This is a genomic window from Bacillus sp. ok061 (assembly GCF_900108285.1).
Classification (GTDB): domain Bacteria; phylum Bacillota; class Bacilli; order Bacillales; family Bacillaceae_G; genus Bacillus_A; species Bacillus_A thuringiensis_S.
In genome coordinates this window covers 126,459-146,213 of sequence record NZ_FNUW01000011.1, presented here as the reverse complement: position 1 = coordinate 146,213, position 19,755 = coordinate 126,459, and the positions used below count along the sequence as shown (strand labels likewise).

The window sequence follows — 19,755 nt, the reverse complement described above, 5'->3', positions numbered from 1 at the left end:
TTTTCGGATAGCTTCTTTTTTATTTACGTTCCATTACTGCAAAGTAATTATTTTCATTATCAGCAAAGTTGAATGCTCTACCAGTAGGTAAATCTACAACCTGTCCAACTGTGACATTTTTCTCAGAAAGATCTTTATACAGTTGATCTAAGTTATTAGAGAAGAACATAAGTGAAGGTGTATTTAAGTTTAATTCAGGTTGCATCTTCGCAATTAACGCTTTATCGTGAAGGACGATGCTTGTGCCTCCTTCTTTCGTTGGTGCAATTTCAATCCAGCGAAAGCCTTGTCCGTTATTTTCTTCCGCAATAATTTGGAATCCTACTGTCTCAGTCCAAAATTGTACTGCTTCATCTTGATTATTTACATATAACATAATTTGTCCAATTTGATTAATCATAGGTGTGTCCTACTTTCTTTTCTTGTATGGAATTCTATTATATCAAAGATATGGTTTGAATACTTTTTTGTGATTTTTCCGAAGTACAATCTTAGCCCATTTCATATTTGTCGTAGGGGAAGGCCCTGTAATCCATGTATGAAATGGTAGTGTACTGCAAATGACCATTGCTGAAATCGAGATTGTGGCCGTTATTGTAAATAATAATAAGCTATACAATATTGTGTTTTCTTGCAGCGTGAATAAGGAAAGAAGTTTTGTGCATAGTTGCAAGAAGAATAAATGAGCTAAATAAGCACCATACGTGTAATTTCCAATGAAACGTAACGTTTTATATAAGAAACCACGATGCTGTACTATCATAATAGATAACACATACAGTATGATAATTTCGCATACGATATATAAAAACATAGATGGTTTTAAATAGGTAGAAACAGTTAAATGAATAGAGTTTGCTCCGTAAAAACTAAACAACTCATAATTGATGAATAAAAATAAGATGAAAAATAATATTGTTATAAGCGGGATATGTTTCATGACGAATAGACGCCAAGTTTTTAGTGCTACAGCGGCAATGCCGCCCATAACGAAATAGAATGAGTAGAATAGAAATGATCGATCTGTATAATGTAAAATTGTTGAACTTGTTAATTTTTCTCCATTAAAAATATAGTGAGAAGAGAACCACATTAATAGAAAATATAGGCAAGCGAAAAAGGTCATATATTTATATATGTCTTTTTTATTTTCTGTTCGTTTTTGAAACCAATAAAAAAGTGTGCATAGTAAAGGGAACAATAAGTGAATTTGGAACATCATAATAACGTACCAAAGATGGGGCGCGGCTGTTCCAAGTAATAAACTTTTTATTCCGCCTTGTAATGTAATAAGATCATTTGTTGTTAATAAGTAAAGAATAGACCAAAAGAAATAAGGAATGAGTAAGTGTGTCGCTTTTTCAGAAATATATTCTTTATATACTAATTGCTTCGTATAGTGACGAATTAAGTGAAATCCAACTATAAATATGAATGCGGGTGCTGAGAATTTTGCAAGATTAAATAGCATACCCATAATGAGGGATTGCTCAAGTAAGACATTTCCTTGATTCATTGTATATAATAAGGAACTTTGCAAAACGACAGCGAGAAATGCAATGCTTTGCAAAACTTTAAATTCTGGTGCGCTTTGAGTCATTAGGTCCATCTCCTTTTCCATACATGATTATAGTACGGAGAATGGATAATGGATGTGGAATATTTGTGAAGATTGTAACAAATTTGTGGCGAGAGGGAATAAGTGTTATCGAATAATCAATAAATAACGATAGAAAGAGGATGCTCGTTTAGAGCATCCTCTTTCTATCTATTAAGCAAATTTGTTTTTGATCCAATTCTTACCTTCTACAAGGCGAGCTGTCATTACGGCACAAGCGTTATCTCCTGTTACGTTTAACATCGTTGCAGGTGGATCAATGATTGTACTAATTGCTGCGATAATTGGCAATGCTTCTGGCGGGAAGCCGTATAGAGAAACGATTAACATTTCACCAATCATACCTCCGCCTGGAATAGCACCCATTACTGTTCCTACTAATAGAGAAACAACAAGCGCGATTGCTAATGTTTTTGGTCCTTCGAATTCCATGTTGAAAATACCGAATAAGAAAGCAATTTTTAATACGCCACCTAAAACAGATCCGTCTTTATGAAGAGTAGATCCGAGAAGGACAACTGTTTCACGAACGTCTGAAGAAATACCCATTTTCTTCGTTGCTTCTAAGTTCGCTGGAATACTTGCGGCACTACTACAAGTTGCAAGTGATGTAACTGTAGGAGAGACCATGTTCTTCCAAAATAATTGTACACCTTGCTTGCGACCCGCAAGGTATGCATAGAACGTGAAGAATACAAAGAAGTAAATTAGAGACGCTGGATAGTATACCATTGCTGCTCGGAAATAAGTTCCAAGAAGTTGTGGTCCGAATTCACCAACTAATGCCGCGAAGTAAGCAGCAAGTCCGATTGGAGCGTAGTACATAATGAAAGATACAACTTTCATTGAAATTTCTGCACCAGCTTGTAAGAATGTAGCGAATGGTTTTCCTTTTTCACCAACTGCTGAAGTTGCAACCCCCATTAAAATAGAGAAGAAAATAAGAGCTAACATATTTTCACGAGATAGTAACTTCGAGAAATCAGATACTGTTATAATACCGACAATTTGATCCGCAACACTAACAGCTTTTTCAGCTTTATCGGGCTGCGTTAGTTCTAATACAACACCTTGTGCTGGCGGGAATACTTTCACGACAATAATCATAAAAATAGCAGCTAAAATACTTGTAAATAAGAAAGTTCCAGCCATACTAGACATAATTTTACCGAAACGTTTTAATCCATCCATATTAGCAATAGATGACGCGATGCTAAAGAACACTAAAGGTACAACAATCGTAAACATTAAGTTTAAGAAAATGTCACCAAGCGGCTTTAAAGCAACGGCATCGGCACCCATGAAATAACCAATGAAACCACCAATTAGGATAGAAGATAATAAAATAAGCGGAAAGCGATATGCCTTCATAAATATATCCTCCTATCAATTAAAAAAATCATACTGAATTATTATAGCGAGTTAGAGTCCTCTTTACTAGGAGAATAATGATAGATGGAATAGCGTGAAAACCGAGAAATTTTTGTTTTTAAGCTCGGCATACAGCAGGAAATCTAGACATATATATTTGTAACCTAGTGGTGGCAAAGGATGCGCCGTAACTTAGGTTTGGAAAAAGGGGGAGGGAAGCGGAATGAATATTTTGCTTTGCTGTGCAGCGGGAATGTCTTCCAGTTTGATTGTTACAAAAATGGAGAAAGCAGCAGAGGCAAGAGGGATAGAGGTAAAGATTTGGGCAGTATCAGGTTCTGAAGTAAATAGTCACATAGATGAAGCTGATGTACTTTTACTTGGACCACAAGTACGTTATTTATTACCGAAAATGAAAGAGTTATGTAAGGAGAAGGGAGTACCTGTTGATGTCATTCAATCGGTCCATTACGGGCTTTGTAATGGAGAAGCTATCTTACAAGCAGCTTTGTCAATGAAACCATGAGGAGAGTGGGATAGATGATACGGTTTTTAGAGAAATATGTAATGCCAGTAGCGGGAAAGGTTGCAGAGCAGAGGCATTTGCTAGCAATTCGTGATGGACTTGTATTGACGATGCCTTTCTTAATTATAGGATCATTTTTCCTCATCATTAGCGCTTTACCAATACCAGGTTATAATGATTTTATGGCAGGTTTGTTTGGGGAGAATTGGCAGAGGGCTTTGGGGTATCCAGTTAGTGCAACTTTTAATATAATGGCTTTAATAGCTGTTTTTGGAATCGCTTACAGGCTTGGAGAATATTATAAAGTGGATGCTTTAGCATCCGGGGCATTGTCGCTTGTGACGTTTTTACTTGCGACGCCATTTCAAGTTGCATATATTATACCAAGTACAAAAGAGAGTGTACTTGTAGAAGGTGCTATCCCAGCTGCATTAATGGGAAGCCAAGGGTTATTTGTAGCAATGATTATTGCACTTATATCTACTGAACTTTATCGGTTTATTGTACAAAAAAAGATAATTATAAAGATGCCAGAGACAGTTCCGCCAGCTGTGACACGTTCATTTGCCGCGCTTGTTCCAGGATTTATTGTTGTAACGGTTATTTGGATTTTACGCTTAATTATAGAAAATACTTCTTTTGGCAGTATCCATAATATTGTGGGGCAAATTTTACAGGAACCACTTAGTGTACTTGGTGCTAGTCTTTGGGGCGCAATAATAGCTGTTATTCTCGTTCATGTTCTTTGGTCATGTGGAATTCATGGAGCTACTATTGTTGGTGGTGTAATGAGTCCGGTTTGGTTGTCGTTAATGGATCAAAACCGAGTTGCTTACCAAGCAGGGCAAGATATACCAAATACGATTACTGCACAGTTTTTTGATTTATGGGTTTATATGGGCGGATCTGGTGCAACGCTTGCTCTAGTTGTCGGAATGTTACTATTTGCACGAAGTCAACAATTAAAAAGTTTAGGGAGATTGTCAATTGCACCTGGTATATTTAATATTAATGAGATGGTAACTTTTGGTATGCCGATTGTAATGAATCCACTGTTACTAATTCCATTTATATTAGTTCCAGTTGTGTTAACAATTGTTTCTTACTTTGCAATGGAATGGGGATGGGTCGCACGTCCGAGTGGGGCCGCTGTACCTTGGACGACACCTATTCTTTTTAGTGGATATTTAGGATCGGGCGGGAAAATTTCAGGTGTTATTTTGCAACTTGTTAACTTTGCGCTAGCATTCTTCATTTATTTACCGTTCTTAAAAATATGGGATAAACAAAAACTGGCGGAAGAAAAGGGGGAGTAAAGAACTAAAATGGATACGATAGAGACGAAAGCTTTTCATTTAATCTTGCATGGGGGAAACGCGAGAAGTTGTTCAATGGAAGCAATTGATTGTGCGAAGCGTGGGGAGTTTACAGAAGCTGAAGCTAAATTACAAGAAGCACTAGAGGAATTAAAAGAGGCGCACCGTGTACAAACGGAGCTTATCCAGAAAGAAGCTGGTGGTGAAAAGACCGAAGTTACTCTTTTAATGGTACACGCACAAGACCATTTAATGAATGCAATTACGGTGAAAGAATTAGCGAGTGAGTTTGTAGAGTTATATAGGAAGATGTCGGTGGATGAATGAACCTTGCTTATGCAAGGTTTTTTTATTCCGCATTAACGGGCAGTAAGACTCCCACCTCAAAATTCAATGAAAGCAAAGACGTTAGGTAGGGGATCAACTGCCCGTAAAAGCCCGATTGCTTTAACTAAATAGTGGGTTAAAATAATGAGTTGTTTTTCACTGAAAAAGTTTTTTTAGTGTTTTTTCATATTAAACATAACTAGACAACTAAACACTAATCTATTTTCATACAGTTATGTGTTAAAAGCTTGTTGTTTTATAACACACTGTGTGTTTTTTGAGTAACACACTAATTGAAAGCGTTAACACACAAAGAAAATGCTCGAAAAAGCACTGATTTTAGTGCTTTTAAAAAGTTGGCACGCTAATTGCATTAATAAATAGTGTAAAGAAAAATAAATAAACATAAATTTTTTATACTACACAAGGGGGATTTTCAAATGAATATTTTATTATGTTGCTCAGCAGGGATGTCTACAAGTTTACTAGTTACAAAAATGGAAGCGGCTGCAAAAGCTCGCGGTCTAGAAGGAAAGATTTGGGCTGTATCTGGGGATGCAGTAAAAAACAATATCGACCAAGCAGATGTGTTATTACTAGGACCACAGGTTCGTTACATGCTCTCTTCAATGAAAACGCTTGCTGACGAGAAAAATGTTGGAATCGACGTTATCAATCCAATGCACTACGGCATGATGAATGGAGAAGCAGTTTTAGATCACGCATTAACACTTAAAAAATAATTAGGGGGGAAGTAAAATGCAAAAGTTTATTGCATTTATGGAGAAGTACATGGTTCCGATTGCTGGTAAAATCGGATCGCAACGTCACTTAGCTGCGATCCGAGATGGATTTATTGCAGTTATGCCACTTATTTTAGTTGGTTCGATGGCAGTACTAGTTAATGGTTTACCAATTCCAGCATTCCAAAATTTTATGAAAGATTTATTCGGTGAAACTTGGACACAAATTGGAGCTGGTATGTGGACAGGGTCCTTCGGGGTATTAGCTCTGATGGTGGCGGTTACCATAAGTTATAACTTAGCAAAATCTTACGGTGTTGATGGATTGTCAGCAGGTATTATTTCGTTTGGTGCATTAATTATTCTTACACCAACAACACCAAAAGAAGCTGGAATAAATATGCTTTGGACAGGCGCACAGGGTTTGTTCGTTTCACTTATTGTCTCCATACTCGTAACGGAGATATTCCGCTTCTTTGTTCAAAGAAACATTACAATTAAAATGCCTGACGGTGTACCACCAGCAGTAATGAAATCTTTCGCTGCTTTAGTTCCAGCATTTGTGATTTTAACAGGTATTGCAAGTATTCAATTAGCAGTAAAACTAGCAGGTACAAGTGTTCATGAGTATATCTTTAATACATTACAAGTTCCATTACAAGGTTTAGCGGGTACGTTACCAAGTGCAATCTTTATTGCGTTATTAGTACATGTACTTTGGTTCTTCGGTTTACATGGTCCAAATATTGTTGGTGGTATTATTGAGCCACTTTATTTACCAGCATTAGAGAAAAATATTAAGTTATTCCAAGATGGAACATCTGCATTTGATGTTCCAAACATTATTACAAAACCATTCTTTGATACTTTCGTATATCTTGGTGGTTCTGGTGCAACATTAGCGTTTTTAGTAGTTGTATTAATTGTAGCGAAAAGTGCACAATTACGCGGTGTATCTCGTCTATCAATTGGACCTGGTGCATTTAACATTAACGAACCAGTAATCTTTGGTACACCAATCGTATTAAATCCAATTTTATTCATCCCGTTCGTATTAACACCTGTTGTGTTAGTTATTACATCTTATACAGCAATTTACTTAGGATGGGTACCAAAAACAGTAGCGATGGTTCCATGGAACGTTCCACCAATTATTAGTGGGTATCTTGTAACAGGTTTACATCCTTCTGGTGCGATTTTACAATTATTCAACTTTGTTGTTGCAATGGCGATTTACTTCCCATTCGTTGTCGCATGCGATCGTTCAGTTATCCGTACTGAGAAAGCAGCACAAGGAAATAACAACTCTGTACCTATGTAACATAATAATTGTTCTCACAGATAACATGATCTGTGAGAACAATTACCTTTATATCATGTTCAAAAAGATGATACTCATCTACAAGAACACCAAACTATCATTCATAAAATAATAATTTAATAGACATGTTCAAACTGAAGGGGTATTTTAATCGGTTGAACCTTATAGAGAGGGCGGTAATTATGATGACTACAGCAGAACAAATTCCATTCCAATTAATTTTAAATAGTGGTAATGCACGAAGCTTTGCGATGGAGGCACTTCAATTTGCCAAACAGGGGAAAATGGCAGAGGCTGATGAAGCGATGGTAAAGGCGAAAGAAGCGATTAATGAAGCGCATCATTTCCAAACAGAGCTCATACAATCAGAAGCAAGAGGAGAAAAAACAGAGGTTAGTGTCCTTTTAATTCACGCACAAGATCATTTAATGAATGCGATTACAGTAAAAGAATTGGCAGCAGAATTTATTGACCTTTATAAAAAATTAGAAGCGAAAGGGGAATAAAGCATGACTGGAATTAAAATTGCTACAATCGGCGGTGGATCTAGTTATACACCAGAGTTAATTGAAGGATTTATTAAACGTTATGATGAGCTTCCTGTTCGTGAAATTTGGTTAGTAGATATTGAGGCAGGAAAAGAAAAGTTAGAAATCGTTGGTAACTTAGCGAAACGTATGGTGAAAAAATCAGGTTTACCAATTGAGATACATTTAACATTTGATCGCCGTGAGGCATTAAAAGATGCTGACTTCGTAACAACACAACTTCGCGTTGGTTTATTAGAAGCACGTGCAAAAGATGAAGCAATCCCGTTAAAATATGATGTAATCGGTCAAGAAACGAATGGTCCTGGTGGTTTATTCAAAGCATTGAGAACGATTCCTGTTATTTTAGATATTTGTAAGGATATGGAGGAACTTTGTCCGAATGCATGGTTAATTAACTTTGCAAACCCAGCTGGTATGGTAACAGAAGCTGTCCTTCGTTATACAAATATCCAAAGAGTAGTTGGTCTATGTAACGTTCCAATCGGAATCCGTATGGGTCTTGCGAGATTACTTGAAGTAGATGCAAGTCGTGTACACGTTGACTTCGCAGGTTTAAATCATATGGTATACGGACTAGATGTATACTTAGATGGCGTAAGTGTAATGGACCGTGTGTTAGAGCTTGTGACAGATCCAGAAAAGCAAATTACGATGGAAAATATCGCAGCGCTTAACTGGGAACCAGACTTTATTCGCGGACTTCGTGCAATTCCATGTCCATACCATCGTTACTACTACAAAACACGTGAAATGTTAGAAGAAGAAAAAGAGGCTTCTGTTGAAAAAGGTACACGTGCAGAAGTAGTAAAACAATTAGAAAATGATTTATTTGAGTTATATAAAGACCCGAACTTAGATATTAAGCCACCACAATTAGAAAAACGTGGCGGAGCTTATTATAGTGATGCAGCATGTAGCTTAATTACGTCTATTTACAATAATAAAGGTGATATCCAGCCTGTTAATACACGAAACAACGGAACAATTGCAAGCTTACCACATGATTCTGCTGTTGAAGTGAACTGTATTATTACGAAAGAAGGTCCAAAACCAATTGCAGTGGGAGATCTTCCAGTACCAGTTCGCGGTTTAGTACAACAAATTAAATCATTCGAGCGCACAACAATTGAAGCTGCTGTTACAGGGGATTATCATAAGGCGCTGCTTGCTATGACAATCAATCCACTTGTACCATCAGATAAAGTTGCAAAACAAATTTTAGATGAAATGTTGGAAGCACATAAAGAGTATCTTCCACAGTTCTTTAAAAAGGTAGAGAAGTAAAAGCGGCGCTATTTAGCCCGCTTTTTTTATTCTATTAGGAGGTATTAGGATGATTAAGTTAATTGTAAATGCAGATGATTTCGGTCTTACAGAAGGTACAAATTACGGCATTATTGATGGGCATATAAATGGACTTGTAAATTCAACGACGATGATGATGAATATGCCAGGAACAGAGCATGCGGTACGCTTAGCGAAAGAATACAACCTACTCGGAGTAGGCGTACATCTCGTATTAACAGCAGGGGAACCACTGTTAAAGGATGTGCCGTCACTCGTAGGGGCAAACGGGTCGTTTCATAAACAAAGTGTTGTAAGGGAAGGGAATATAAATCCAGAAGAAGTTGAGAGAGAATGGACTGCTCAAATTGAGAAGTTTTTATCTTACGGATTAACACCAACTCATTTAGATAGTCATCATCATGTGCATGGTTTACCGATTTTACATGATGTTCTTGAGAGATTAGCGGCTAAATATAATGTTCCGATTCGTCGTTGTGAGGAAGATAGAGCGGTGCATCCATTTTCTGATGTGTTTTACAGTGACTTTTATGCGGATGGTGTGACGGAAGATTACTTTGTGAAGTTAAAAGAAAGAGTACAAGGTGAACAAACGGTAGAAATTATGGTTCATCCAGCTTATATTGATCCAGAGCTTGTGAAGCGTTCTTCTTACGTAATGGATCGTGTGAAGGAATTGCGTATTTTAACAGAGAGTGAGTTGCCAGAAGGAATAGAACTTGTGAAATTTTAATAGAAAAAACGACGGCTACATCATGCCGTCGTTTTTTCTATTTATAAAATGGACAGAATATATCCGCCAAAGGCTCCGAGTATAACGATAACCCAAGGTGGTGTTTTCCAAAAAGCTAGTAAGCAAAAAAGAAGCGAAGCGAAAACGAAATCTGAAGCATTTATAATTGTACTCGTCCAAATGGGATCGTAAAAAGCGGCAATTAAAATACCAACAACTGCGGCGTTAACACCAAGTAGTGCGCCTTGTATGAATGATATTTTTCTCACACTGTTCCAAAATGGTAAAACACCAATAACGAGTAAGAAAGCAGGGAGGAAAATCGCAATTGTTGCGAGTGTTGCCCCAAGCGTCCCGTTTAACACTGCTCCTATATAAGAGGCGAATGTAAATAGTGGTCCTGGTACTGCTTGTGTTAATCCGTATCCAGCTAGGAACTGTTCTTTCGTCATCATTCCGTTTTGTACGAACTCACCTTCAAGAAGAGGCAGCACGACGTGTCCTCCTCCAAATACAAGTGCGCCAGAGCGATAGAAACTATCAAATAAAGCGATGTAATAAGAGAACGGTCTTAATATTGGTAGCAGTAGTAATAGTCCAAAGAATAAGACGAGACAAGAAACTGCTATCTTTTTTGAAATAGGTACTTTTATATTTTGAGATTGGCTAATTGGTTGGTTGCGATATAAAAACCAGCCGATAAAGCCACATATTATAATGAGGATGACTTGTGTCCAACTACTTGGCCATAATAAGGTGATTGCGGCAGTTACAATCGCAATCGTCGCACGGTTGCGATCTGGAGTTAACTTTTGCGCCATTCCCCATATGGCATGAGCGACAATAGCGACTGCTACAAGTTTTAGTCCATGAATCCAGCCAGCACTTCCAAGATCGAACTGATTAAGGAATGAGGCGAAGAAAACTAAAACAAGTACAGACGGTAAAGTGAATCCAATCCATGAAATAATAGCTCCTAATAACCCGCCCCTTAATAATCCAACCCCTATACCGACTTGACTGCTGGCAGGACCAGGAAGGAATTGACATAGCGCTACTAAATCTCCATAGCTTCGTTCATCCATCCATTTTCTTTTTTGCACGTATTCGTGGTGAAAATAGCCGAGATGAGCGACAGGACCGCCGAATGAAGTAAGTCCTAATTTAAATGAGACGAGAAAAATCTCTAATAATGTGTGAAAGATGTGTTTGTTTTTTTTCAAAATAACCTCCTATAATGTTTTTCTATGTGCATTATACAAGAGACTTTCAATCTACAGGAACGATTTTAATGTAAAGATTTTGTGAATCTTTTCTTTGTAATTAAAATTGAAAAAGTCATAAATGATTATGTCTAAACCATAAAGTAGTAGAAGTAGTGCTGGGAAATTTATATAAGGAGAATGCCTTATGACAACACATTTCTTTGCCAGGTTAAAAGGTAAGAGGGAAGTGCCTCCTGTAAATACAGAAGCTTTTGGGGTAGCAGAGTTTATTTTTAGTGATGATTTAACGAAATTGCATTACAGAGTAATACTAAAAAGTATAGAAAAGGTTACATCGTGTCAAATTCATTTAGGGAAGTCTACTCAAATTGGTCCTGTTGTTTTATATTTGTATGGTCCACTGGAGCAAGGGATTAGTTTGAACGAGGGAAGTATTACTGGTGTAGTGAATGTAGAGGATTTTGAGGGACCTTTACAAGGGAAATCATTTGTACATTTACTTCAAGAAATTATTCAAGCAAATGTATATGTTAATGTCCATACGAAATCACAAAAAAGAGGAGAAATAAGAGGGCGAGTTAGAAAAGTAAAGAAGTAGAGGAAAAGGCTGTCCATATGTTGGAACAGCCTTTTCTTCTTAATATAAGGTGCTAGTTTTAGCGATTATTGTCGGTAAATCGATATATTTTGAAAATCGCTGATATAACTCGCGTTACGGTCGATATTTTTAAAAAATGCCTCGATTAATTTTTCGCAGGCTGATTTTTAATAAAGAAGTCCATAACGTAAAATACTTCGTCATCAGGTATTTGTATTTCAAATGTATTTTCAATTGGTTGCAATGCTTTTTTTACTTTCATATACATCCAGTATTCATCTTGTCTTCTTTTCTCTTTATCAGGGTGAGGAAGAAGGCTTTCTCCTTTTTGAAGACGGTCAACCATACAGCTCATATGCAGAATAACACCCATTAAGCTATCAGGAGTTAGCTGTAAGGAGATTAATTCTTGAATTGTATTTAATGCGTAACGAATTGTTTTGATAAGTAATGCCCCATCGTTACGCTGCATTTGTTGTTCAAGAATATCCGCCATTTTTGCATATGTTTCTTCATACGTAATTAATTCTTGAATGGGCTGAATCGCTGTGTAGTTTACGATGTCTTGGAAATGATATGTTAAGCACGGCACTTGCACATCGAAATTCGTGACGATACAAATGATGTTACGCTCTTTTTTTATGTTCTCGATCATTTTCGTTAAATCTTTTTCATGCACGATACTAATCGGAATAATTTCAATTAAGTCTTTATCAAATCGTAAATAGTTCTCTAACATTTTTTGAATAGCTAAAGCACTTCCTTCACCAGTTAAACAAGCTGTTAAAATAACAGATTTCATTGGAGAGAGAGGTTTTTTCTTTTCTTCTTGTACGTTTAAGTAAAACGGTGTTAAATTTTTTACTGTTTCATATAGCGCATCTAATGAATAACCGAGCTGGGCTTTTCGAGCTGCTTCTAGTGCGTGTGGTGTGCTCGTCATCGAGAGAACACGTACAGGAATTTTGAACTCCGTTTCTAATATGTCACCGATATAAGCAAGTGACCCCATATCGACAAGTAAGAGAAGCCCATTTACATTTTGTAGTGTTTTCATATACACTTTCACACGTTCTAAGAAATCTTTCGGTGATTCGTGTAACGGCATATCAATACCGGTTACTTCCTCAATGCCGAGAAGTTCGTTTGCAACGTTTGCCATTTCAGTTGCGATGCCATTACCGTGTGCTAATATTAATACTTTTACTTCTGTTTGTGAGGCAGGAATTGGATCAACAACGAAGAACATTGTTAAAAAGCCAGCTTCATCAATAGGCATTGTTATTTGTAATTCTTCTTCCAGTAGTTGAATGCCTTGCATAGCTACGGAAAAGGCTTCTTTATATTTCGTACGAATTTGATTTAATTGTGGGTGATGTATTTGTTTTCCGCTTTGTAAACGTTGTAGAGTTGTCTGTACATGTAAACTTAAAGCGAGAAATACTTTTTCATCAAACGTCTTAGATAAATACTTTTCCGCAAGTTCCGCTATTTTTTCACATACGGAAACGATATTACGATCCACAATTTTAAAAACATTTTCATGGCTTGTTTTTTTTGATATTTGGTTAAAATATTGTACGAAAAAGCTTTGAACATCATTTTCTATTAGTAATTCTAATTCTTCCTCTTCAATACCGCGTGCTTGAAGTTCTTCGTATTTATAATCAATATAATCGTAAATAGAAGAACGTTTTTCATCTTCTGTTTTATGATTACTCCAACCTTCATCACCTGTAAATACAAATGTTTCATTTGGTATTTGGTATAAGTGACGGCTCTTCCTTTCAATGAACAGCCCTTCTTTCATATACCAAGGTAAGTCTGTACTTGAAACATAGACAGAATCACGTTTCTTTGTCACGAATTCAGAATAGGCTTTCGCACAGGCAATTTGTACATCTGTTTTTAATTGACCAATGTTATTGGGACAATTGTAAAAGACGAAAGCACGCATTGCATTCGGACTAACGTGAATTTCTTTTCGCAGACGAATTGCTTCATTTGTAAAAAATAGCTGTAGTAAAGCAAAGCGTTCTTTATGTGTACGCTCACGAAGTGGTGGCAGCGTGACAGTCATCGGTATACGTCTTGTAAATGTTTTTAATAAAAATGAATTTGGTTCTTCTGTTGTTGCAGTAATGATTAATACTTGTGCTTTACGCTCGTTTTCTGTTTCTCCAAGGCGTCGGTATACTCCGCGGTCAATAAAGGTGAAAAGCATTTCTTGTCCCTCTGGAGGCAGGCGATGGACTTCATCTAAGAAGAGAATCCCTTCATGAGCTTTTTCAATTAACCCTTTTTGATCACTTGCACCTGTGTAAGCTCCTTTTTTAATTCCAAATAACTGTCCAAGTAGTAGTTGTGGATTATTTGCATAATCAGCACAGTTAAATACGATAAATGGTGCATCTTTGGGAAGCTGTTCAACTTCAATCGCATATTCGTGCATTAAAGAAGCAAACATAGACTTTCCCACTCCTGTTTCTCCGAGCAGTAAAGTATGCATACCGTTTGGAGGATAGAGAATAGAAGCTTTCGCTTTTTCAATTGCGATTTTAAGGCTTGTATTTTCAATTGCAAATGTATCTAATGAAGTTACTTCTTTTGAATGCGTTTCCAACGAAGCGTTCGTTTCTATGTAAAAACGAACAGGACGCGTATTTGTTTTTAATAAACGTTTGTCTTTTACAAGTTTGTTTAAGTCGCTACTTACATTGGCGCGATCTAGTTGCAACAGGGTAGCTAGTTCTGATGCGGTTACACCTTCTGTATAATTGCCTTTTTGTATTGCGTTAAAAATGAGATCTATTCGTTTCATTTCTATTCACCTCGAAACTTCATCACTATCTAAAATTTTACACAAAAATGGGAAGGGTGGGAAGAGAAAAATAAAACAGCTTTAGTACATAAGCACTAAAGCTGTTACAATCTTGTGTCTTTCCAAAAATTTACCTTAAGATGAGAAGAAGGATTATAGGGAAGAAGTTTGTATCCTTGTGACTGTAAATAATCAATTACTTGTGGCAGTATTTGTACGGTTACACTCGAATCATGCATTAAAATGACTTCTACTTGTTCATCACTTTGATTACGTACTCTTTCGAGTATGGCAGAAGGATTGTCATAGCTTTTCCAGTCGTATGTATCGATTGTCCAATCCCACATTTTATACTGGGCCGATACAAGTGCGTCACGGTAATTCTTTTTTAAGTAAGGCATACTACCATACGGAACGCGAACGAGATGTGTATTTAATTTCGTAACTTGCTGGACAATGTTTTGTGTTTGTTCCATTTCTGTAATTAAAGCAGATGGATCGCCAGTGTAAAGGCGTTTTACATCGTGTGACATACTGTGAAGTCCGATATAATGTCCGTCTTTAATTAATCGCTGCATTGTTTTTTTATAATGTGGTACTTTTCCACCAATAACAAAGAAAGTTGCTTTTCCGTTCTTTTCTTTTAAGATGTTTAAAATTTGTGTAGTATATTTGTTTGGTCCGTCATCAAATGTTAAGTACGCGATTTTTTGGGTAGAAGAGGTAGTTTCAGTATTTGGATGATGTTCAGCAGGGGTAATTGTAGTTGCTCCTGCATGAGATGACGCGTACATAGTAATCGTTAAAAATAAAATAGTGTATTGAAATACTCGCTTGATCATAACATTCACCCTCAGTTTGACAATCAAGATGTAAAAAGAAAATATAATCCTTTTCTTATTATGTATATCTTTCTCCAATAGTGGAACTCTCAAACAAGCTATATTTTGGAAATGTAAAATAATGAATAAAAAATAGCATCCTCTTATAAGAAAGAGGATGCTATTTGAATATTTCATAATGGTAAAGGCTATACTACAATTAGTCTTCGCGTTTTTTCACTTTTTTATAAAAGGAAATAAGTGGTTTGTAACGTTCATGTACAAGCCCGATTATTTCAGCAATGATTTCTGTGAAGAAAATCAAAGCGAAAAGAAGAATAATGGATAACCATAACGTTGCACTAGTGAAAATAATGGCATTTACACTAAAGAAAATACCGAATGCGTATATAATTAGTACCGTTTTGCGATGAGAGAATCCCATTGCAAGTAAGCGGTGATGTAAATGCGATTTATCTGGTGCTGAAATAGGTTTTTTATTTACGATACGACGGATGATTGCAAATATCGTATCAAATATAGGTACACCTAAAATGATAATTGGAACGATAAAACTGAATAACGTTACACTTTTGTATAATCCAAGCAACGATATAACAGAAATACAGTATCCTAAAAATAGTGCTCCTGTATCTCCCATGAAAATTTTTGCTGGATGGAAGTTGTAGAATAAAAATCCAATTGTACTTGCTAATATAATTAATGCGAGTGGCAAGATAATAGCTGTTCCAGTACCCCATGGGCTAGTGAAGGCCATATATGCTAGCGTTGCAAGTACGATAGATGAAATCCCAGCAGATAATCCATCTAAGCCGTCAATTAAGTTGATTGCATTCGTAATACCTACAAGCCAAAATACTGTGATTGGATAAGCAAGCCATCCAAGTTCAGTATCCCCAAGGAATGGAATATATAATACTTGCACTAATAATCCACTTTTTACAATCATAATGGCAACTAACAGTTGTCCACCGAATTTTACTCTCGCAGATAACTCGTACATATCATCTAAAATTCCGATGATTACAATGATAATCGCACCTAGCGTTATCGATAACATTCTTTGCTCATATAAGCCACCGACAACAAATCCTACAGCTACACCAATAAATATTGCTAACCCGCCAAGACGTGGCATAATCTTTTGGTGCACTTTACGTGCGTTTGGCTTATCTGTCGCTCCTATTTTAAAAGCTAATTTAATAACTAAAGGAGTAACGACGAGTACAGTGATAAAAGATGCCAAAATGGCATAAATCACTTGTGAGTCCATTAATACCCCACCCTTTATAGTCTAACGTAATTTTTTTTTTGAAAATATATTTATCTGAAAATTATGATGTTTATTTACAGGCTCATAACATATGGTATCACAAAAAGATTAGAATTCAATCTTTTTTTCTTTTTACGGTTAATGGAAGCGGATAGAATATATGACAATTGTATATAGAATATTGAATCATATGAGAAGGTTAATCGTACTGGACTTTGGAATATGACATTTCCTCTTTTTCTTCGATAGTGAATACTTTTAGTTCAGTATTATAAGTGTTACACGTAGAAATGAGTAAGTTTCGTGTTAAAATGTGGGAATTTATCTCACGTCAACTAGTAGCCCCATTCCTACTAATTAAAATTTTACTTTATCCCACATTAACGGGCAGTAAGACCCCCACCTCAAAATTCAGCAAAGCAAAGAAGTTAGGTGGGGATCAACTGCCCGTAAAGGCCCGATTGGTGAGGGCTGATTAAAGTTTCACTTTATATTATAGTGCATTTAATTTTACAAAAACTTTAAAAAGAATGAGAGAAGTAATTCATATAATGAAAAAGGAAAAGAGTTTTCTCATTTTTAATGTGAGAGGGGGAAGCACAGGGAGAATTCTATATTTCATATCTTTTCTATTGTATGTTCCTGTGCGAAAAGGAAATGAAAATTACGATAGTAGGTACTGGATATGTTGGATTGATTACAGGAGTAGGATTGGCAAAGTTGGGGCATTCAGTTACATGTTTTGATATAGATGATGAGAAAATTGAACGGATAAAACAAGGGGATTTACCTATTTATGAGGTTAGATTACATGAATTAATAAATCATGCATATGAGAATAATGCTTTAACTTTCACATCAAATAAAGAAGAGGCATTTGAGGATGTAGAGTTTATATTTATTGCAGTTGGAACACCACCTTTATTAGATGGGACGGCGGATTTAACGTATATTCAGAGTGCTTGTAACGATATTGGATTATATGCGACGAACGATATTATTGTTGTTACGAAAAGTACAGTTCCAGTAGGTACAAATGATGTAATGAAAGGATGGATTGAGGAGGAGTTAAAGGGGAGGTATACATTACATATCGTATCGAATCCAGAGTTTTTGCGTGAAGGTTCAGGAATTTATGATTTCTTTCATGCAGATCGTATTGTAATTGGAGCGGATAGTGACGAAGTAGCAAGAAGAGTAGAGAGTTTGTATGGTGAATTACGCTTAGAAACGTATATTACAGATATTAAAAGTGCAGAGATGATTAAATACGCGTCGAATGCCTTTTTAGCTACAAAGATTAGTTTCATTAATGAAATTTCAAATATATGTGAGAAGGTAGGCGCAAATGTATTGGATGTTGCTAAAGGGATGGGAATGGATAAGAGGATCGGTGCATCTTTTTTAAATGCAGGTATTGGATACGGGGGATCATGTTTTCCAAAAGATACGAAAGCGCTGGTGCAAATTGCGGGAAATGTTGCTCATGATTTTCGTTTGTTAAAAGCGGTTATTGAAGTAAATAATAAGCAACAACTGCTATTGATTGAAAAAGCGAAAAAAGTCATGAACATGAATAAAAAGCGGATTGCAGTTCTTGGCGCATCCTTTAAACCGAATACGGATGATATTAGAGAGGCATCATCTCTTATTATAATAGAAGCATTAATTAATATAGGTGCAGATATTGTTCTTTACGACCCAAAAGCAATTCAATATGTGAAAAATATATTTGGAGATGCTATACAATATAGTAGATGTATAGATGTATAGATGAATCGATTAGAGATGCGAGTGCGGTTTTTATCGTAACAGAATGGGAAGATATTCAAACTTATCCGTTAGAAAAGTACGTACAACTTATGAGGGAGCCTATTTTATTTGATGGGAGAAATTGTTATACTGATGAAGATGTTAAGAAACAAAAGATAGATTATTACTCGGTGGGAAGAAAAAGTATTTGTAATAGAAAAGTTTCTGTTATGCGTTAAAAAGGGATGTACTCATGCATATTTTTATATGTCATAATAGAAGCTGTAATTAGTGAAAGAAAAGAGGCAATCACATGACTGAACGTTTAAAAGTAATGACAATTTTCGGGACACGTCCAGAAGCAATTAAAATGGCACCTCTTGTATTAGAGTTGCAAAAACACCCAGAAAAAATTGAATCGATTGTGACTGTAACAGCACAGCATCGCCAAATGTTAGATCAAGTATTAAGTATCTTTGGAATTACGCCAGATTTCGATTTAAATATCATGAAAGACCGCCAAACTTTAATTGATGTTACAACGCGTGGTTTAGAAGGTTTGGATAAAGTAATGAAAGAAGCGAAGCCGGATATTGTACTTGTACATGGTGATACAACAACAACATTTATTGCAAGCTTAGCTGCTTTTTATAATCAAATTCCAGTAGGTCATGTTGAGGCGGGCCTTCGTACGTGGGATAAGTATTCTCCATACCCAGAAGAGATGAATCGTCAATTAACAGGTGTAATGGCGGATCTTCATTTCTCACCAACAGCAAAATCAGCAACGAACTTACAGAAGGAAAATAAAGATGAGTCACGTATTTTCATCACAGGAAATACAGCGATTGACGCGCTACAAACGACTGTAAAAGAAACATATAGTCATCCTGTACTAGAGAAACTTGGAAATGATCGTCTTGTACTTATGACAGCTCACCGTCGTGAAAACTTAGGTGAACCGATGCGTAATATGTTCCGTGCAATTAAGCGTCTTGTTGATAAGCATGAAGATGTACAAGTTGTGTACCCAGTTCATATGAACCCTGTTGTTCGTGAAATAGCAAATGAAATTTTAGGTGAACATAACCGTATTCATTTAATTGAGCCGCTAGATGTAATTGATTTCCACAATGTTGCAGCTCGTTCATACTTAATGTTAACGGATTCTGGTGGTGTACAAGAAGAAGCTCCATCACTTGGGGTACCAGTTCTTGTTCTTCGTGATACAACAGAGCGCCCTGAAGGTATTGAAGCAGGTACGCTGAAATTAGCAGGAACAGACGAAGAGACAATCTTTGGTCTTGCTGATGAGCTGTTATCAGATAAAGAAGCTCATGATAAGATGGCGAAAGCATCTAACCCTTACGGTGATGGTCGTGCATCAGAGCGTATTGTAGAAGCGATTTTACAACACTTTAATAAGTAAATA

Annotated in this window: 17 protein-coding genes and 1 pseudogene; 11 read left to right on the top strand and 7 right to left on the bottom strand. The window is 36.4% G+C overall.

Annotated elements, in window-relative coordinates; translation table 11 throughout:
- Positions 1-19: 19 nt before the first annotated feature.
- The 3 genes from C4S65_RS16550 to C4S65_RS16540 all read right to left on the bottom strand — a co-directional run bounded on the left by C4S65_RS16550 (position 20) and on the right by C4S65_RS16540 (position 2,989).
- Positions 20-400, bottom strand: a complete 381-nt coding sequence (locus C4S65_RS16550; RefSeq protein WP_046960095.1) for a VOC family protein — start codon at positions 398-400, stop codon at positions 20-22.
- A 42-nt stretch (positions 401-442) separates the two neighbouring features.
- A complete protein-coding gene (locus C4S65_RS16545) occupies positions 443-1,600 on the bottom strand; it encodes an acyltransferase (protein ID WP_086407183.1) in 1,158 nt (385 codons plus the stop codon).
- Positions 1,601-1,771: 171 nt separating this feature from the next.
- Positions 1,772-2,989 (bottom strand): dicarboxylate/amino acid:cation symporter, encoded by a 1,218-nt coding sequence (locus C4S65_RS16540; RefSeq protein ID WP_061667797.1) that lies wholly within the window; start codon positions 2,987-2,989, stop codon positions 1,772-1,774.
- Positions 2,990-3,212: 223 nt separating this feature from the next.
- Here C4S65_RS16540 and C4S65_RS16535 point away from each other — a divergent pair, with 223 nt between their 5' ends.
- The 8 genes from C4S65_RS16535 (at position 3,213) to chbG (ending at position 9,811) form a co-directional block, all read left to right on the top strand.
- Positions 3,213-3,515, top strand: a complete 303-nt coding sequence (locus C4S65_RS16535; protein ID WP_001023539.1) for a PTS sugar transporter subunit IIB — start codon at positions 3,213-3,215, stop codon at positions 3,513-3,515.
- A 14-nt stretch (positions 3,516-3,529) separates the two neighbouring features.
- Positions 3,530-4,831: a PTS cellobiose transporter subunit IIC gene (celB, locus tag C4S65_RS16530; protein ID WP_061667796.1), complete on the top strand. Its 1,302-nt coding sequence runs from the start codon at positions 3,530-3,532 to the stop codon at positions 4,829-4,831.
- A gap of 9 nt (positions 4,832-4,840) precedes the next feature.
- Positions 4,841-5,158 (top strand): PTS lactose/cellobiose transporter subunit IIA, encoded by a 318-nt coding sequence (locus C4S65_RS16525; protein WP_000379645.1) that lies wholly within the window; start codon positions 4,841-4,843, stop codon positions 5,156-5,158.
- 440 nt (positions 5,159-5,598) lie between these two features.
- Positions 5,599-5,901 carry a PTS sugar transporter subunit IIB gene (locus C4S65_RS16520; protein WP_001023563.1) on the top strand — a complete coding sequence of 101 codons (303 nt, stop codon included), beginning with the start codon at positions 5,599-5,601 and terminating at the stop codon, positions 5,899-5,901.
- A gap of 16 nt (positions 5,902-5,917) precedes the next feature.
- The gene (celB, locus tag C4S65_RS16515; RefSeq protein WP_001168858.1) at positions 5,918-7,222 is read left to right on the top strand and encodes a PTS cellobiose transporter subunit IIC; all 1,305 of its coding nucleotides are present in this window, start codon (positions 5,918-5,920) and stop codon (positions 7,220-7,222) included.
- A 182-nt stretch (positions 7,223-7,404) separates the two neighbouring features.
- Positions 7,405-7,728, top strand: coding sequence for a PTS lactose/cellobiose transporter subunit IIA (locus tag C4S65_RS16510; RefSeq protein WP_000989055.1), 324 nt, complete (start codon positions 7,405-7,407; stop codon positions 7,726-7,728).
- Positions 7,729-7,731: 3 nt separating this feature from the next.
- Positions 7,732-9,057, top strand: coding sequence for a 6-phospho-beta-glucosidase (gene celF / locus C4S65_RS16505; RefSeq protein WP_086407184.1), 1,326 nt, complete (start codon positions 7,732-7,734; stop codon positions 9,055-9,057).
- Between the two features lie 49 nt (positions 9,058-9,106).
- A complete protein-coding gene (gene chbG / locus C4S65_RS16500) occupies positions 9,107-9,811 on the top strand; it encodes a chitin disaccharide deacetylase (RefSeq protein ID WP_000593495.1) in 705 nt (234 codons plus the stop codon).
- Positions 9,812-9,852: 41 nt separating this feature from the next.
- On the opposite strand, the gene C4S65_RS16495 is transcribed toward chbG, so the two are convergent.
- Positions 9,853-11,034, bottom strand: coding sequence for a chromate transporter (locus tag C4S65_RS16495; RefSeq protein WP_086407185.1), 1,182 nt, complete (start codon positions 11,032-11,034; stop codon positions 9,853-9,855).
- A 187-nt stretch (positions 11,035-11,221) separates the two neighbouring features.
- Here C4S65_RS16495 and exsM point away from each other — a divergent pair, with 187 nt between their 5' ends.
- Complete coding sequence (gene exsM / locus C4S65_RS16490) at positions 11,222-11,635, top strand: exosporium regulatory protein ExsM (RefSeq protein WP_086407186.1); 414 nt, start codon at positions 11,222-11,224, stop codon at positions 11,633-11,635.
- 145 nt (positions 11,636-11,780) lie between these two features.
- Here exsM and C4S65_RS16485 read toward each other — a convergent pair whose 3' ends face one another.
- The 3 genes from C4S65_RS16485 to C4S65_RS16475 form a co-directional block, all read right to left on the bottom strand.
- The gene (locus tag C4S65_RS16485; RefSeq protein WP_000820979.1) at positions 11,781-14,456 is read right to left on the bottom strand and encodes a sigma-54-dependent transcriptional regulator; all 2,676 of its coding nucleotides are present in this window, start codon (positions 14,454-14,456) and stop codon (positions 11,781-11,783) included.
- A 104-nt stretch (positions 14,457-14,560) separates the two neighbouring features.
- Positions 14,561-15,298 (bottom strand): polysaccharide deacetylase family protein, encoded by a 738-nt coding sequence (locus C4S65_RS16480; RefSeq protein WP_000597169.1) that lies wholly within the window; start codon positions 15,296-15,298, stop codon positions 14,561-14,563.
- A 199-nt stretch (positions 15,299-15,497) separates the two neighbouring features.
- Positions 15,498-16,571 (bottom strand): MraY family glycosyltransferase, encoded by a 1,074-nt coding sequence (locus tag C4S65_RS16475; RefSeq protein WP_000378320.1) that lies wholly within the window; start codon positions 16,569-16,571, stop codon positions 15,498-15,500.
- 657 nt (positions 16,572-17,228) lie between these two features.
- Here C4S65_RS16475 and C4S65_RS16470 point away from each other — a divergent pair.
- Together C4S65_RS16470 and wecB are read left to right on the top strand one after the other, a co-directional pair.
- A pseudogene (locus C4S65_RS16470) lies at positions 17,229-18,562 on the top strand (UDP-glucose/GDP-mannose dehydrogenase family protein).
- A gap of 74 nt (positions 18,563-18,636) precedes the next feature.
- Positions 18,637-19,752: a UDP-N-acetylglucosamine 2-epimerase (non-hydrolyzing) gene (wecB, locus tag C4S65_RS16465; RefSeq protein WP_000140145.1), complete on the top strand. Its 1,116-nt coding sequence runs from the start codon at positions 18,637-18,639 to the stop codon at positions 19,750-19,752.
- Positions 19,753-19,755: the final 3 nt, after the last annotated feature.